Below are 16,460 nucleotides of genomic sequence, written 5' to 3' on the forward strand. Positions count from 1 at the left end.
AAACTTGCAGAGAAAAGTGTGAACTTATCATGCCGCCTCGCGTCCACATCGCCCGATGGCGGGAATGCTTTTGCGATTGCCGGCAATGGGTCACGCTAATGCATCGATATCGACGAGGCCGATTTGATGGTATTCCCGGAATCGCGCCCCGATTCTGTGCATTGTCGGAAGCATCGATCGGACGATTCAATGCGATTTTGGCGTTTCCAGACTCATTCTCTGGAAATGCGGTTTTCAAATTATTAAAACTCGTGCTATTTTAAGTGGCGATCCATTTTAACAACCCAAGGACAGGCCAGATGGCAAGCTATAAAGAACTCGTCGCGCAGCGCGAAAAGATTGAAAAGCAAATCGAAGAGGCTCGGGCCCGTGAAGTCGCTCAGGTCATCGCTGAAGTCAAACAGAAGATTCAGGAATATGAACTGTCCGCCAAGGATCTGGGGCTTGTCGCAACCGATGGTCGTCGCCGTGCCGCGCGCGCCCAGATTGCGCCGAAGTACATGAATCCGGCCACGGGCGAAACGTGGTCGGGCCGTGGCCGCGCCCCGAAGTGGGTCGGCAAGAACAAAGAGAAATTCCTGATCAAGTAATTCGCTGACCCAATCCGAACCGGTACTGCCGGTCACATGCCAGGGGGGGGCGGGGCGCCACCATCGCTGCGCCGCGGTCAGTCCGCGGCGGCGAGCGTTGGCCGCCGTGTCCCTGTGCGCACTAGCGCAGCCATTCAGTCGTCGCATTGCCCCCAACCCGGATCGTCTGGCTGTGGCTTGATGTGATGCCGTGCCGTAAAGGACAAAACCCGCCGTTCGTACACCGACGGCGGGTTTTTTATGGTGCGTGCCGTGTATCCGGCACGCGCCGTACGCAGAGCCCGCTTATTCCGAGCCCGGATCTTCCGGCGGAAACATCAGCGTGACCTGCAAGCCGCCGGTGGGCCGATTGCTGAACGATACGCGTCCGCCCAGTTGCTGGGTGAGCTTATCGACAATCGCGAGACCGAGCCCGCAATGCGCATTGCCGCCGCGGGCCGGATCGAGCCGGACAAACGGTCGCACGATGCGATTGATGTCTTCATTGGCAATGCCCGGGCCGCTGTCTTCGATCACGAGACGCCATCCGCCGGCGTCGTGTGACGTGCGAATCGCGAGCGGCGCCTGTCCGTACGTCACCGCGTTATCGAGCAGGTTGTTCACGATGCGCTCGAGATAGGTCTGTCTGAGCTTGAAGCCCGGACCGGCCTGAAGATCGAGTTCGATGGCATAACCTTGATCGAGGAACGGGGCGACCAGTGCGGGAATACGGGCTTCCACCGGCGACGTCGCACTTTCCATTTCAATGCCCCGGGCAAACAGCAGGAACTGATCGACGATGCGGGTCATCGATTCGGCGTCGCGTGTAATGCCCTCGCTCATCTGGGCGTCGTCGAGCATTTCGGCACGCAGACGCAACCGTGCAAGCGGCGTTTTCAGATCGTGGGCAATGCCGGCAAGCATGGTGTTGCGTTCCCGGTCGGTTTGCACGATGTCGTGGCTCATGCGATTGAAGCGCTCGGTCAGTTGACGCAACTCCAACGGGCCGCGCTCTTTGACCTGGGTGCGAATGCGATGGGTGGCGAGTTGCTCGGCGGCGGCGGCCATGTCCCGCACCGGCCGCTGTAATTGCCACGCCGCGAACAACGCAAAGACGACAGTAATGCCGAGGACTGCGGCCAGGCCCGGCAAAATCATGGCCGTGCCTGGCGGATTACGCACGGACAGCACCGGCGTGGCGATCCAGTAGTCGCGGCCCGGCAGGCGGGCCCAGATGCGAGGCGGTGGCGTGCGCTCCACGCGCAACTGCGTGCCCGCGGGCAGGCGCCGGGCGAGTTCGGTCGTGAGGCGGGCGGTCTTGCTGGCGGCCTCGAAGACGTCGCCGTGCGCGAACGAGACCGGCACGACCTGCACGAGATCCGGCAATGTGAGCGTCGAGCTGCCGTCGTGCACTTCGGCCGCCGCCTTGATGATGAAAGCCATTTGCTCGGCGGCATTCTGCACGCGCGTCTCATCGCGATCGCTGCGCAGGATCGTGAGATACGAGAAATGGCTGATGACCAGCGCTGCGATGATGAGCAGCGCGAGCCGGCCAAATAGAGTGTCAAAACGGCCTTTCATGCAGGGCTCTGCCTGTGGGCTGGGGTAAGCAGTATCGGCAGCATGCCGGCGTCCTTGTCAGACGGGGAGGTGACGTCGTCGAACAGCGCGACGACGCCGCGTTGTGTCCGGCGCCGGGCCATCAACCGGTGGCCATGTCGGCGCGTTGACCGTCGGGAACGAAGATGTAACCGCGCCCGCGCACGGTCTGGATGAAGCGCGGGCTCTGCGCGTCTTCGTCGAGCAGACGGCGCAGGCGCCAGATCTGCACGTCGATGCCGCGATCGTTGACATCGCTGTCCGCGCCGTAGAGCAGTTCGATGATGCGCTCGCGCGAGAGCACCTGCATCGCGTGGTTTACCAGCAGGCGCAACAAGCCGTATTCGCCGTCGGAGAGCGTGAGCAACTGCGCATCGCGGGTCAGCGTGCGACTGCGGAAGTCGAGCACGAACGGGCCGAACGTGTAGTTCTCGCGTTGCTCGGGCACCGCGGCATCGGGCTGCTTGCGACGGCGCAACACGGCATTGATCCGGGCGAGCAGCTCGCGCGGGCTGAACGGCTTGCCGAGATAGTCGTCGGCACCGATTTCCAGCCCGACGATGCGGTCGATCTCGTCGCTGCGCGCGGTGAGCAGGATCACCGGCACATCGTCGTTGCGCGCGCGCAGGTCCCGCAGGGCGGTGAGACCATCGACCTTGGGCATCATCAGGTCAAGCACGATCAGGGAGGGACGCTCACGCTCCAGGCGTGCGGCCAATCCGTCGCCGTCATGCATCACGGCCACCGAGAAGCCGTGGCGGCTCAGATATTCGCGCAACAGATCACGCAGATCGGGATCGTCGTCGACAACAAGAATCTTCATATTCGTTCGGACAGGGAGTGTTGTCATGATAGTGGCCTCCCCGCGCGGCTTGACGCGGGTATTGTTTCCAGACATTACAGCATTGGTCACCCGTAACGTTGCGTAATAATAGAGCCAGCGCCGGCGATACACGAAATTCGCCCCCATCGCATAAGGTTCGATCGAACCGGCGAGCCACCCTGTCGGTGGCCAGTTCCGCACACTCAGCCGTACGTCTCGCGTTGCGAGAGCGCTGCGACAAGGCAATGCAGCGCATCGCGACGCGCATTGCCAACGCTGCCATGCGAACCATCGCGCGCGCGGACGGTCTTTCCTCTGCCGCGCCAAACGCGATTCCCCTTGGGGAAAGCGGGTGTAATCAGCCGTCCTATCGGGCTTTGACAACGGTCTGCTATGCTGATTGGCCGGATCTGGCCTGAGGCAAAGCCCCCGGGGCGTGCGGACGTTTTGCTGCGCCGCGGCACCCGATTGCAAGACCGTCGTCCGCACGGGACGAATCCACCTACTACTGCGCTGTAATGAGGAAGTCATGACCGAGCACGGTCCCCACGGTTCCGAACCACCGAACGGTTCTGATCGGCCCGCATCCGCCGCCGCGGGCACGCAACGCGACACCGGGCCAGCCCCTGCGGCTTCGCGCACGCGCCGCTGGCTCGTGCCCGCCGTGATCGGGCTGATTGTCGTGCTCATCGCCGGGGGCGTTTACTACCGACTGCATTCGCAAAGTGCGCAAGGTCCGGCTCAAGCGGGCGGGCGTCGCGGCGCGGCGCCGGGCGGCATGGCCGGCGCGGGTGCGCCCGCCACGCCGGTGACGGCGGTCGAGGCAAAGACGGGCGACCTGCCGGTCTTCCTCAACGGGCTGGGCACCGTCACGCCCACGCGCAGTGTGACCGTGCATTCGCGTGTCGACGGACAGCTCATGAAGGTGCACTTCAAGGAAGGCGACATCGTCAAGGAAGGCCAGTTGCTCGCCGAAATCGATCCGCGTGCCTTCCAGGTACAGGTCACCCAGATGGAGGGCCAACTCGCCCGCGACCAGGCGTTGCTCAAGAATGCGCAACTCGACCTCGCCCGTTACGAGACACTGCTCAAGCAGGATTCGATCGCCGCGCAGACGGTGGATACTCAGCGTGCACTCGTCAAGCAGTACGAAGGAACCGTCAAATCCGATGAGGGGCAGCTCGGCAACGCCCGCCTGCAACTGAACTATGCCAGCGTGATCGCGCCGGTGTCCGGGCTCGCAGGGCTGCGCCAGGTCGATCCGGGCAACATCATTCACGCGTCGGACACCAACGGCATCGTCATCATCAACGAGGTAACGCCAATTACCGTCGTCTACACGATTCCCGAGGACAACCTGTCGAAGGTCCTCAAACGCTCGCGCGACGGGGAGACGCTGCCCGTCGAAGCCTTCGACCGTGCCGGCAAGGTGAAGCTGGCCACCGGCAGGCTCGCCTCCATCGACAACCAGATCGACACGACAACCGGCACCGTCAAGCTCAAGGCCGAATTTGCCAATCGCGACGGCTTGTTGTTTCCGAACCAGTTCGTCAACGTGAAGATGCTCGTCGACACGCTCAAGGGCGCCACGCTGATTCCAAGCGCGGCGGTGCAGCGCGGTACGCAGGGCAGTTTTGTCTACACGGTGCAGCCGGATCAGACGGTCAAGCTCAAGACCGTGAAGCTCGGGCCGACCGACGGCACCAACGTCGCGGTGGAGTCCGGCATCGCGCCGGGCGAGAAGCTCGTGATCGACGGCATGGACAAGCTGCGCGACGGCGCGAGGGTCGAGGTGATCACGGCCGCGAGCCGTGCGGCGGCGGTTGCGCCGCCCGCGCCGGGGGACAAGCGCAACGGCGGTCATCGCCGTCCGGCGCAATAGGACGGTCTCGCGTGACGTCGCACGACCTCACGCGTCCACGCCTCGCCCACGTTTGGCCCACGGCCCCCAGAGACACCCTTCGACGTAGCCAATGAATCCGTCCCGCCCGTTTATTCTCCGACCGGTCGCCACCTCGTTACTGATGGTGGCGATCCTGCTTGCCGGTTTCGTCGCCTACCGTCTGCTGCCGCTCTCGGCATTGCCGGAAGTCGACTACCCGACCATTCAGGTGGTCACGCTCTATCCGGGCGCCAGCCCGGATGTGATGACCTCGTCGGTGACGGCCCCGCTGGAGCGCCAGTTCGGCCAGATGCCGGGCCTGAACCAGATGTCGTCGACCAGTTCGGGCGGCGCGTCGGTGATCACGCTGCAGTTCTCGCTCAATCTCGGGCTCGACGTTGCCGAGCAGGAAGTGCAGGCCGCGATCAACAGCGCCAGCAATCTGCTGCCCACCGATCTGCCGATGCCGCCGATCTACAGCAAGGTCAATCCGGCCGATACGCCGATCCTGACGCTGGCGATCATGTCGAAGACCCTGCCGCTGCCCAAGCTCGAAGATCTGGTCGACACACGTGTGGCGCAGAAGATTTCGCAATTGCCCGGCATCGGTCTGGTGAGCCTCTCGGGTGGCCAACGCCCGGCGGTGCGCATTCAGGTCAATCCCCGCGCGATTACGTCGTACGGGCTGAGCATCGAGGACGTTCGCACGTCCATCGCGGCGGCCAACGTCAACCAGGCGAAGGGCAGTTTCGACGGCCCGCTGCGTGCCTCGACCATCGACGCCAACGACCAGCTCGCGTCGGCCGACGAGTACCGCAACCTGGTCATCGCGTATAAGAACGGCGGCCCGATCCGTCTTTCCGATGTCGCCGACGTCATCGATGGCGCCGAGAACACCAAGCTTGCCGCGTGGGCGGATACCACGCCGGCCATCGTGCTCAACGTGCAGCGTCAGCCGGGCGCCAATGTGATCGAGACAGTCAACCGGGTCAAGGCGTTGCTACCGCAGTTGCAGGCCTCGCTGCCCGGCAGCATCGACGTGAAGTTGCTGACCGACCGCACCACGACGATCCGCGCCTCGGTCTCCGACGTGCAGTTCGAACTCCTGCTCGCGGTGGCCCTGGTGGTCATGGTGATTTTCCTGTTCCTGCGCAACGTCTCGGCGACGATCATCCCAAGCGTGGCCGTCCCGCTCTCGCTCGTTGGCACGTTCGGCGTGATGTACCTGGCCGGCTTCTCGATCAACAACCTCACGCTCATGGCGCTCACCATCGCGACCGGCTTCGTGGTCGACGATGCCATCGTGATGATCGAGAACATCGCGCGTTACATGGAGCAGGGGGAAAAGCCGCTGCAGGCGGCGCTCAAGGGCGCGGAACAGATCGGCTTCACCATCATTTCGCTCACGTTCTCGCTGATCGCCGTGCTGATTCCGCTGCTGTTCATGGGCGACGTCGTCGGCCGCCTGTTCCGCGAGTTCGCGATCACGCTGGCGGTGTCGATCCTGATCTCGGCCGTGGTGTCGCTCACCCTCACGCCGATGATGTGTGCGAAGTTGCTGCGTCACGTGCCCGAAGAGAAGCAGGGCAAGTTCTACCGCAAGACCGGCGAGATGTTCGAGCGCATCATCGCGAAGTACGGCGAGTGGCTCTCATGGGTGCTCGATCGTCAAACGGCCACGCTGCTCGTGGCGCTCGGCACGCTTGTGCTCACGGTGCTGCTGTATCTGTGGGTGCCGAAGGGATTCTTCCCGGTGCAGGACACGGGCGTGATCCAGGGAATCTCCGAGGCACCGCAGTCGATCTCGTTCGCGGCAATGGGCGAGCGCCAGCAGGCATTGGTCGCCGCCGTGCTCAAGGACCCGGCCGTCGAATCGGTGTCGTCGTTCATCGGGGTGGATGGAGTGAACACCACGCTCAACAGCGGGCGTCTGCTCATCAATCTGAAAGACAAGGCCGTGCGCGGACTCGACGCCTCGGCAGTGATCCGCCGCATCCAGCCCGAGGTGGCGAACGTGCCCGGCATCGCGCTCTATATGCAGCCGGTGCAGGATCTGACCATCGAAGACCGCATCAGCCGAACGCAATATCAGTTCACGCTGCAGGATCCGAGTCTCGATACGCTCGGCATCTGGGTGCCAAAGCTCGTCGACAAGCTGCAACACGTACCGCAACTGGCCGACGTGACGAGCGACCTGCAAGTCAATGGCTTGCAGGCGTATGTGGACATCGATCGCGACACGGCGAGCCGCCTGGGCGTGACGCCGGCGGCCGTCGACCAGACGCTCTACAGCGCGTTCGGACAGCGACTGATTTCGACGATCTACACGCAGGCGTCGCAGTACCGCGTGGTGCTCGAAGTGGGTAACGATTTTCAGCGCGGCCCCGACGCGCTGAAGGGCATCTACGTTGCGTCGACCTCGGGGGTGCAGGTGCCGCTGACATCGTTCGCGAAGATCGTGGAGAAGCCGACCCCGCTGGCGATCAACCACCAGGCCCAGTTCCCGGCCGCCACGATCTCGTTCAACCTCGCCAAGGGCGCGTCGCTCGGCGATGCCGTGAAGGCGATTACCGCGGCCGAGGCGTCCATCGGCCTGCCGGTGAGCACGCAGACGACGTTCCAGGGCGCGGCGCAGGCGTTCCAGGCGTCGCTCTCGAACACGCTATGGCTGATTCTCGCGGCGGTCGTGACGATGTACATCGTGCTGGGGGTACTCTACGAGAGCTACATCCACCCGATCACGATCCTGTCGACGCTGCCGTCGGCCGGTGTCGGCGCGCTGCTCGCCCTGATGGTCTCGGGCAACGATATCAGCATCATCGCGATCATCGGCATCATCCTGCTGATCGGTATCGTGAAGAAAAACGCCATCATGATGATCGACTTCGCGCTCGAGGCGGAGCGTGAACGCGGCATGGCGCCGCGCGAGGCGATCTATCAGGCATGTCTGCTGCGGTTTCGGCCAATCCTGATGACGACGATGGCCGCCGTGCTTGGGGCGCTGCCGCTCATGCTTGGCTCGGGCGTGGGGTCCGAGTTGCGCCAGCCGCTCGGGATCACCATGGTGGGCGGGCTGATGGTCAGTCAGGTGCTCACACTCTTTACCACGCCCGTGATCTACCTGTGGTTCGACCGCCTGGCCGCACGGGCGCGCGCCTGGCGCGATCGGCGTTTCGGTACCTCGGGGCCGCCGGACGATCCGGGGCACGGCGATCATGGCACGCCGGGCGGCGGCAGTGAGGGCCCGGCCACCACAGGCGGCCCAGCGCGATGAACCTGTCGGCTGTCTTCATCAAGCGCTCGGTCGCGACCGTTCTGCTCACCGTCGGGGTCACGCTGGCGGGCATCGTCGCGTTCGGGTTGCTGCCCGTCTCGCCGCTGCCGCAGGTCGATTTTCCGACGATCTCCGTCTCGGCGTCGCTACCCGGCGCGAGTCCCGAGACGATGGCCGCGAGCGTGGCCACGCCGCTGGAGCGCTCGCTCGGCCGGATTGCCGGGGTGACGGAAATGACGTCGAACAGCACGCTGGGCTCGACCCGTATCACGCTGCAGTTCGATCTCTCGCGCGATATCAACGGCGCGGCGCGCGACGTGCAGGCGGCGATCAACGCAGCGCGCAGCCTGCTGCCGTCGGGCCTGCCGAGCAACCCGACCTATCGCAAGGTGAATCCCGCGAGCGCGCCGGTGATGATTCTTGCGCTGACGTCGGACAGCATGACGCGCGGGCAGATGTACGACTCCGCGTCGACCATCCTCGCGCAGAAGATCTCTCAGCTCGACGGCGTGGGCGATGTCACCGTGGGCGGCAGTTCGCTGCCGGCGGTGCGGGTCGAACTCAACCCGACGGCGCTCAACAAGTACCAGATTCCGCTCGAGACGGTGCGCACGACGATTCAGGCCGCCAACGCAAACCGGCCGAAGGGGGCGCTCGAAGACGGCGATCAGCGCTGGCAGATTCTCGCCAACGATCAGGCGAAGACGGCCAAGGACTATCTGCCGGTCGTCGTCAGCTATCGGGACGGCCGTCCGGTGCGCCTGTCCGATGTCGCCGACGTGGTCGATTCGGTGCAGGACTTGCGCAACGCCGGGTCGGCCAATGGCAAGCCGTCGGTGGTGCTCATCATCACGACGCAGCCCGGCGCGAACATCATCAAGACGGTCGACGGCATCAACAAGATCCTGCCGGTGCTGCGCGCCTCGATCCCGGCGGCCATCAATCTCGACGTGGTGATGGACCGCACGCCGACGATCCGGGCATCCCTCAAGGAAGTCGAGCGCACGCTGCTGATTTCGATTGCGCTCGTCATCATGGTGGTGTTCCTCTTCCTGCGGAACTGGCGCGCCACGCTTATTCCGAGCGTGGCGGTGCCCGTCTCGCTGATCGGCACGTTCGGCGTGATGTACCTGTGCGGCTTCAGTCTCGACAACCTGTCGCTCATGGCGCTCACCATTGCGACGGGCTTCGTGGTCGACGACGCCATCGTGGTGCTCGAGAACATTGCCCGCCATATCGAAGATGGCCTGAGTCCGTTCGCCGCCGCGCTCAAGGGCACGCGCGAAGTCGGCTTCACGGTGCTCTCGATGAGCATTTCGCTGGTGGCGGTTTTCATCCCGCTGTTGCTCATGGGGGGCATCGTGGGGCGCCTGTTCCGCGAGTTTGCCGTCACGCTCTCGGCCGCCATCCTGGTCTCGCTGGTCGTCTCGCTCACGGCGACGCCGATGATGTGCGCGCGTCTGCTCAAGGGCAAGCCCATGCAGGGCGCGCCCGAGCCGCCGCCGCGACCATCGGTCTGGACACGGATCGGCGGATGGACCGAGCGCATGTTCGACGGCATGCTGCGCGAATATGAGCGCTCGCTGTCGTGGGCGTTGCGCCATGGGCCGCTCATGCTGGGGATTCTGTTTGCCACGATCTGCCTGAACGTCTGGTTGTATACCGTCGTGCCGAAGGGCTTCTTCCCCCAGCAGGACACGGGGCGGATGATCGGCTTCATTCAGGCCGATCAGGCGATCTCGTTCCAGGCGATGGAAAAGAAGCTGGCCGATTTCATCAAGATCGTGCAGGCCGATCCGGACGTTTCGACCGTCACGGGCTTTACCGGCGGATCGAACCGAAACGGGGGCTTGATGTTCGTTACGCTCAAACCGTTGGGCGAGCGCAAAATCTCGGCCGATCAGGTGATTGCGCGATTGCGGGGCAAGCTGGCCAAGGAGCCTGGCGCAATGCTCTATCTGCAGTCCGTGCAGGACATTCGCGTAGGCGGGCGGGCGAGCAATGCGCAGTACCAGTACACGCTGCAGGCAGATGATCTTCAGCAGTTGCGCGAGTGGGAGCCGAAGGTGCGCAATGCGCTCTCGCATCTGCCGAATCTCGTCGACGTCAACACGGACCAGCAGGACAAGGGCTTGCAGACGACGCTCGACGTCGATCGCGATCAGGCGTCGCGCCTCGGTCTGACGATGAGTCAGATCGATAGCGTGCTCAACGATGCGTTCGGGCAGCGGCAGGTCTCCACGATCTACAATCCGCTCAATCAGTACAAGGTTGTGATGGAAGTCGCGCCGCAATGGTGGCAAAGCCCGGAGTCGCTCAAGGACATTTATGTGGTGACCTCGGCGGGGGCGCAGGTGCCGCTCTCGGCATTCGCGCGATATCGGCCGACGAATACGGCGCTGGGGGTCTCGCACCAGGGGCAGTTCGCGGCGAGTACGATTTCGTTCAACCTCCCGCCGGGGGTATCGCTGTCGCAGGCGCAAGCCTCGGTCCAGGATGCCGTCGGCCGGCTGGGCATGCCGACGTCGGTGCACGGTAGCTTCCAGGGCACGGCGCAGGCGTTCCAGTCGGCCTTGTCGTCGCAGCCGATGCTCATTCTGACCGCGCTGCTCACGGTGTATATCGTGCTCGGCGTGCTCTACGAGAGCTATATCCATCCGCTCACCATTTTGTCGACGCTGCCGTCGGCGGGTGTCGGGGCGTTGCTCGCGTTGCTGCTCTTCAACACCGAGTTCAGCATCATTGCGCTGATCGGTGTGATTCTGCTGATCGGCATCGTGAAAAAGAACGCGATCATGATGATCGACTTCGCGCTCGATGCCGAACGGCGCCAGAACATGCCGCCGCGCGAGGCCATCTACCACGCGTGCGTGCTGCGCTTTCGCCCGATCATGATGACGACGATGGCCGCCATGCTCGGTGCGATTCCGCTTGCGTTGGGCACGGGTGATGGGGCGGAACTGCGTCAGCCGCTGGGGATCTCCATCGTGGGCGGCCTGCTCGTGAGCCAGGTGCTCACGCTTTATACGACGCCGGTGGTGTACCTCTATCTCGATCGCTTGCGGCTGCGCTGGGCGCGATGGCGTGCGCGTGGTCAACGTGGCCAGGGCGACGTCGGGGAGGTGGGGCATGGCTGATGCCGCGCGCTGCCTGCACCGTGCGCGTCCGTGGGCATCGCGTCCCGGGGCGTCTTTTGAAACTTCTGTTCTGGCCGAAGGGCCGATGCGTGCCATGTCCCGTAACCTGAATCGTCAAGTCGCCACCGTTGGATCTCATCCGCCCGCTGCAGCCCCCGTGGTTGCGCCGCGAGGGCGAGGCGCGAGGACGCCGCCCTGCATGCGTCGCACCGCCGCGTGGCTTGCGGCAAGTGCCGTACTGTGGCTCGCGGGCTGCGCGGTGGGGCCGGACTATGTGCGTCCAGCAATCGACACGCCGGCCGCCTTCAAGGAGACCGGGGACTGGAAGCTCGCCGAGCCCAGTGATGCGGCGTCCAAGGGCGAGTGGTGGGCGATCTATCAGGACCCGGTGCTCGCTGACCTGATGGCGCAGGTCAACGTCGACAATCAGAACATCAAGGTTGCCGAGGCCAACTATCGGCAAGCCCTGGCCGTGGCCTCGCAGGCGCGCTCTGCTTTCTTCCCGACAATCGGCGCCGACGCCGGTCTCACACGCGCCAGCTCACGCGTGAGCAGCTCGGCGGTGAGCGGGTCGGGGGCGGGCGGGATCTCGAACAGCTATAGCTTGTCGGGCACGGCGAGCTGGGAACCGGACATCTGGGGTAGCGTGCGCCGCTCGGTCGAGGCCGGCAACGCGAGCGCCGAGGCGAGCGAGGCCGATCTGGCTAATGCGCGTCTGTCGGCGCAGGCGCTGCTCGCCCAGAACTACTTCGACCTGCGGGTAACGGACGCTCAGAAGGCACTGCTCGACCGTACGGTTGCGGCGTACGAACAAACGCTCAAGCTCACGCAGAATCAATACGCCGTCGGTGTGGCGCAGCGCTCCGACGTGATTCAGGCGCAGACGCAATTGCAATCGGCACAGGCCTCGGCGCTCGATATCGAGGTGACGCGCGCTCAACTGGAGCATGCGATCGCGCTGCTTGTCGGCAAGGCGCCGGCGGCGTTTTCGCTAACGCCGACACCGCTGCGCGCCGCGTTGCCGATGGCGCCGGTGAGCCTGCCGTCGACCTTGCTGGAACGGCGACCCGATATTGCGGCGGCCGAGCGCTCGGTGGCGGCGGCGAACGCGAAGATCGGCGTAGCCAAGGCGGCCTTCTTCCCGACCCTTACGCTCTCGGCGACGGGCGGCTTCCAAAGCAGCAGCTTCGCCGACTGGCTGACGCTGCCGAGCCGCTTCTGGTCGGTCGGTCCGGCGTTGGCGGCCACGCTCTTCGACGGCGGCCTGCGTCGCGCGCAGACCGACGCGGCCATCGCGGCGTACGACGCACAGGTCGCGACCTACCGTCAGACGGTGCTCACGGCGTTCCAGGCGGTCGAAGACAACCTCGCCGCGCTGAACTATCTGGGCCGCGAGGCTGCCGTGCAGAACCAGGCGGTGCAGTCGTCGCGCGAGGCGCTGCAACTCATCCTCAATCAGTACAAGGCGGGCACTGTCGGGTTCCAGAACGTGTTGACTGCGCAGACGACGGCGTACACCACGGAGCGCACGGCGCTGACGATTCTTGGACGTCAGTTCACGGCCAACGTGCTGCTCGTGACCGCACTCGGTGGCGGCTGGCATGGTTTGTCGTCCGCGGGCGAGAACCCTGGCGCGTCGCAGGCGGTGAAGGCGTCCGCGGACGCCACCTCCGCCGATGGCCGCGACGGGCAGAAGTAACGCGCCTAACGCGCGTAACGTGCATAAAGCGCGTAAAGCGCGTAAAGCGCCGTCCGAACGGCCTCGTCAGCTTCCGGTCGAGGCGTTTGCGACCGGGGCACCTCCTCGGCATGTCTGCCCGCGCGAACTACGCATATTCCGACGCGCGCAACGACCCGATCACTAAATCGGGCGTTGGTGTTTAAGGTAATTCCGAACTTCGAGATTGGAATGTCGGAAGCGCTCACCGCGAATCGTCCGAATACCGGTAACGCGAGTAGCACAGACTACGCTGCCGGACGTCTGAGCAATTTCACCTCCGGGCGAGTCCCGTCAAGCAGTTAGGCCGCAGTACCCGCTCTATCGGGCAGCATGCGGGACGCGCGGGCATTGACCACACCGCGTGGCAAGGCGGCCCATGCGCATCGTCTATGTGACGTTTCCCAGCCGGTCGGGATGATCCCTTTTTGCCAGAATGGACTCGCTTCGCGGCAATGGCAGGCGCGAAGCACCGTACGTGTCGTGCGGCGATGACGGTGCTGCCAGATGACGAATAAGGGGAGGGGGCAACGATGACGATCAATGTCGTGGTCGCGGACGACCATCCGATTGTGCGCTATGGAATACGACGTCTGCTCGAAGAGCGGGAAATGATTCATCTGGTCGGCGAGGCGGCCAATTCGTCAGAACTCGTGAATTTGCTGGCCAAGGCGCCATGCGACATTCTCGTGACCGATTTTTCAATGCCAGGGGGAAATTTCAAGGACGGACTGTTTCTGATCGGCTATGTGCGCCGATATTTCCCGAACATCAAGATCATCGTCGTCACGATGCTGGAAAACCTGGCGATTCTTCGCGGCATGCTCAAGCTCGGTGTGCATTCGATTCTCTCAAAGCTCGACGAGCAGAGTTCGATTGCCGATATCGTGTGCGTGGTCGCGGACGGTAGCCGCTATATTCCGGCGGGACTGGCGACGCGCCTGCACGACTCGGTGGTCGACGACACCGAGATCGATGCGTCGAAGCTCTCGGGCCGCGAAGTGGAAGTGGTGCGGCTGTTCGTCTCCGGGCTCACCATCAGCGAAATCGCATTCCAGCTCAGTCGCAGCGTCAAGACGGTCAGCTCGCAGAAGACCAACGCCATGCGCAAACTCGGGCTGGACCGCGACGTCGACCTCTATCACTACGCCACGCGCACGGGCATCGCCTGACGGAATCGTTGAACCCGCCGGCGAGGGGGCGGCGGGGCGGCGATGCCCCGCGCGCGGTCAGGCCGGCAGGCGAATGGCTCGCATATCGCGCAGGATCAACTCACCCGCCCGGAGCATCTGTTTGAGCTGATGCACCACCTGCTTGATTTCCTGGACGTGGGCCTCCGGCGTGTCGGATTGCTGCTCCTGGGCGACGACCAGCGCGTCGAGGCGCCGCGTGTAGTCGCGCATCGCTTCGCTCGCGGCCTGCGCATCCGTCGGCACCGAGGCGGCCGGGGCCGCCACGGCCTGCGAAAGCAGATCGCTGATCGCGGCGACGACCTGCGCCAACTCGCCGCTCTTGTCCGCTGCAATCTGACGCGGCAGCACGTCCGACATCCCCGTGATGTACGACGCCATCACATGGTTCTGCACCAGCAGATCGTTGAGCTCCCCGACCGAGACCTGTTTGGATTTGGGCTCGAGCATCATGCGCCTGAAGGCCGCGCCGAAATTTCCGAACGCAATGTGCATGTCCTTGCGCGCCATGCGATAGGCGAGCTCGTCGCGCTTGCCGTCGCGGCCGGTGCACGATTCCAGGTACGCGCGCGTCGACTGCACCGCCTGCCGGATGAGAGGCCCCATCAGGCGGTATTCCCAGTACGGGAAAAGATAGGAGCACACTAGCGCCACGGCGGAGCCGATCAGCGTGTCGATCGCGCGCTCGCCGATCACCGACAGCGACCCGGGGAGCAGGAAGTGGAACAGCAACAGCACGTAGGACGACATGAACACGACCGACAGGCCGTAATTGAACAGCGACAGGCTGTTGCCCATGACCATGCAGAAGAACATGAGGGCGAGCAGTATCCACGCCTTGTGCACGAAGGCCAGAATGACCAGCACGCTCACGCATCCCACCAGTGTGCCGGTCAGACGCTGCGCGTTCTTTTGTTTGGTCAGGCTGAAGCCGGGCTTCAGAATCACGATGATCGTGAGCAACACCCAGTAACTGTGTGCCTGCCCCGCGAGCAGCGACCAGTTCTCGCAGATGATCATTCCGGCCGTGATGGCGATCGTCACCCGCAAGGCATGACGAAAGCTCGGTGAGGAAAACGTCAGATTCTTCCAGAGCAATTTCGGAGAATAGCTCTGTCGTGAGGTGAAGCGCACGAGCGCCTGATCGATCTGGACTTCGGTGGCCGACCCCGCCGTGGCGAGATTCGTGTTGCGGTGCATGCGTTCCACGACACGCGTGCTGCTCCAGACGCGGCGGAAGGTGCTCGTCAGCGCCTGATAGGCTTCGGGCGCGCGCTGCGGCAACGACTGCTTGCGCATCAGCTCGATCTCGTACTCGATGGCCCGCAATTCCGCGCGCCAACTGCGCTGCGCCCGCGATGGTTCGTTGGTGGCGATGGCGTAGCCGATGGCATCGACTTCGTTGGCGATCTTTCGGATCATGTCGCGGAAGAACAGGAGCACGTCATGGTCGGCGAACTCCCGGCGCAGCATCGGGTAATCGGTGTGCACCGACACCACGACCTCATGCAGGTCGACGATGTTGATGAACAGGTTGAACAGCATCGTGCGGCGCGGCTCCAGCGTGCCGGTGCGCAGGCGGGGCAGGTTGCGCAGAATGATCTCGCGCGCCGCCTGCTGCTTTTCCACGACGTTGACCTGCGCGGCGATCAGTCGCCGGTAGCATTCGTCGATGTCGGTCGACGTGTCGTAGAACGCCGCCTTGGCTTCGAGATACTGCGCCGTGACGAAGAAACACTCGGCCAGCGTCTGCTGTTCGATGCGAAACCACCAGACGCGACAGACGACGAGGCTGAAGTAGGTGTACCAGAGGCCGCCCGCGAGCACGGCGCCGGCATCGAGCACGGCCTGATGCCGGGTGAGATCGCCCTCGACGTTGAGCACCATCATCATCAGGCAGGCGAAGCTCACGAGCGACGCGCGATAGCCATAGATCACGAGCATCGACAGACCGAACGTCAGGGTCAGCGATGTGATCCAGAGCTGCCACGGTTGCGCGGCGGTGGCCATGCCGGTGATCAGTACCGTAAGGGCGCCGAGCAGTGTGCAACTGAGCAGCTCCGCGTGCTTGTGACGCAGCGGTCCGTTGATGTCGACCACGCTCGCGCACAGCGCCCCCGAGGCGACCTCGATGCCCAGCAGGTGCTGGTCCATCCCCCAGAACAGCACGAGCGCCGGCAACACGACCCCCAACGCCTGACGGGTGCCAGTGAAAAAGTAATGGCTGAAGAGGAATTTCTTGATATCGGTCTGGTAGTCCATGCGTCGG

Annotated in this window: 9 protein-coding genes; 6 read left to right on the forward strand and 3 right to left on the reverse strand. The window is 64.0% G+C overall.

Features of this window, described 5'->3' with window-relative positions:
• The first annotated feature begins 299 nt into the window (after nucleotides 1-299).
• The gene (locus tag PCE31107_RS07430) at nucleotides 300-590 is read left to right on the forward strand and encodes an H-NS histone family protein (RefSeq protein WP_017232823.1); all 291 of its coding nucleotides are present in this window, start codon (nucleotides 300-302) and stop codon (nucleotides 588-590) included.
• 285 nt (nucleotides 591-875) lie between these two features.
• Here the strand turns inward: PCE31107_RS07430 and PCE31107_RS07435 are convergent, their stop codons facing one another.
• Together PCE31107_RS07435 and PCE31107_RS07440 are read right to left on the reverse strand one after the other, a co-directional pair.
• Complete coding sequence (locus tag PCE31107_RS07435; RefSeq protein ID WP_150607442.1) at nucleotides 876-2,150, reverse strand: ATP-binding protein; 1,275 nt, start codon at nucleotides 2,148-2,150, stop codon at nucleotides 876-878.
• 121 nt (nucleotides 2,151-2,271) lie between these two features.
• Nucleotides 2,272-2,991, reverse strand: coding sequence for a response regulator (locus PCE31107_RS07440; protein WP_017232825.1), 720 nt, complete (start codon nucleotides 2,989-2,991; stop codon nucleotides 2,272-2,274).
• 529 nt (nucleotides 2,992-3,520) lie between these two features.
• On the opposite strand from PCE31107_RS07440, the gene PCE31107_RS07445 reads away from it, so the two are divergent.
• From PCE31107_RS07445 to PCE31107_RS07465, 5 genes are all read left to right on the forward strand, one after another.
• Nucleotides 3,521-4,873 carry an MdtA/MuxA family multidrug efflux RND transporter periplasmic adaptor subunit gene (locus PCE31107_RS07445; protein WP_246181748.1) on the forward strand — a complete coding sequence of 451 codons (1,353 nt, stop codon included), beginning with the start codon at nucleotides 3,521-3,523 and terminating at the stop codon, nucleotides 4,871-4,873.
• A 91-nt stretch (nucleotides 4,874-4,964) separates the two neighbouring features.
• The gene (locus tag PCE31107_RS07450; RefSeq protein WP_150607444.1) at nucleotides 4,965-8,147 is read left to right on the forward strand and encodes an MdtB/MuxB family multidrug efflux RND transporter permease subunit; all 3,183 of its coding nucleotides are present in this window, start codon (nucleotides 4,965-4,967) and stop codon (nucleotides 8,145-8,147) included.
• A complete protein-coding gene (locus tag PCE31107_RS07455) occupies nucleotides 8,144-11,284 on the forward strand; it encodes a multidrug efflux RND transporter permease subunit (protein ID WP_150607446.1) in 3,141 nt (1,046 codons plus the stop codon). Before PCE31107_RS07450 ends, PCE31107_RS07455 begins: the two co-directional genes overlap by 4 nt.
• 199 nt (nucleotides 11,285-11,483) lie before the next feature.
• The gene (locus tag PCE31107_RS07460) at nucleotides 11,484-12,983 is read left to right on the forward strand and encodes an efflux transporter outer membrane subunit (protein ID WP_174966575.1); all 1,500 of its coding nucleotides are present in this window, start codon (nucleotides 11,484-11,486) and stop codon (nucleotides 12,981-12,983) included.
• A gap of 551 nt (nucleotides 12,984-13,534) precedes the next feature.
• On the forward strand, nucleotides 13,535-14,173 hold the full coding sequence (locus PCE31107_RS07465; protein ID WP_017232830.1) for a response regulator: 639 nt from the start codon (nucleotides 13,535-13,537) through the stop codon (nucleotides 14,171-14,173).
• Between the two features lie 57 nt (nucleotides 14,174-14,230).
• Here PCE31107_RS07465 and PCE31107_RS07470 read toward each other — a convergent pair whose 3' ends face one another.
• Nucleotides 14,231-16,453, reverse strand: a complete 2,223-nt coding sequence (locus PCE31107_RS07470; protein WP_150607448.1) for an FUSC family protein — start codon at nucleotides 16,451-16,453, stop codon at nucleotides 14,231-14,233.
• Nucleotides 16,454-16,460: the final 7 nt, after the last annotated feature.

Source organism: Pandoraea cepalis (assembly GCF_902459625.1).
Classification (GTDB): domain Bacteria; phylum Pseudomonadota; class Gammaproteobacteria; order Burkholderiales; family Burkholderiaceae; genus Pandoraea; species Pandoraea cepalis.

Coding starts and splice junctions, on each gene's coding strand:
- PCE31107_RS07430 (WP_017232823.1), top strand. CDS start 300: ATGGCAAGCTATAAAGAACTCGTCGCGCAGCGCGAAAAGATTGAAAAG.
- PCE31107_RS07435 (WP_150607442.1), bottom strand. CDS start 2,150: ATGAAAGGCCGTTTTGACACTCTATTTGGCCGGCTCGCGCTGCTCATC.
- PCE31107_RS07440 (WP_017232825.1), bottom strand. CDS start 2,991: ATGAAGATTCTTGTTGTCGACGACGATCCCGATCTGCGTGATCTGTTG.
- PCE31107_RS07445 (WP_246181748.1), top strand. CDS start 3,521: ATGACCGAGCACGGTCCCCACGGTTCCGAACCACCGAACGGTTCTGAT.
- PCE31107_RS07450 (WP_150607444.1), top strand. CDS start 4,965: ATGAATCCGTCCCGCCCGTTTATTCTCCGACCGGTCGCCACCTCGTTA.
- PCE31107_RS07455 (WP_150607446.1), top strand. CDS start 8,144: ATGAACCTGTCGGCTGTCTTCATCAAGCGCTCGGTCGCGACCGTTCTG.
- PCE31107_RS07460 (WP_174966575.1), top strand. CDS start 11,484: ATGCGTCGCACCGCCGCGTGGCTTGCGGCAAGTGCCGTACTGTGGCTC.
- PCE31107_RS07465 (WP_017232830.1), top strand. CDS start 13,535: ATGACGATCAATGTCGTGGTCGCGGACGACCATCCGATTGTGCGCTAT.
- PCE31107_RS07470 (WP_150607448.1), bottom strand. CDS start 16,453: ATGGACTACCAGACCGATATCAAGAAATTCCTCTTCAGCCATTACTTT.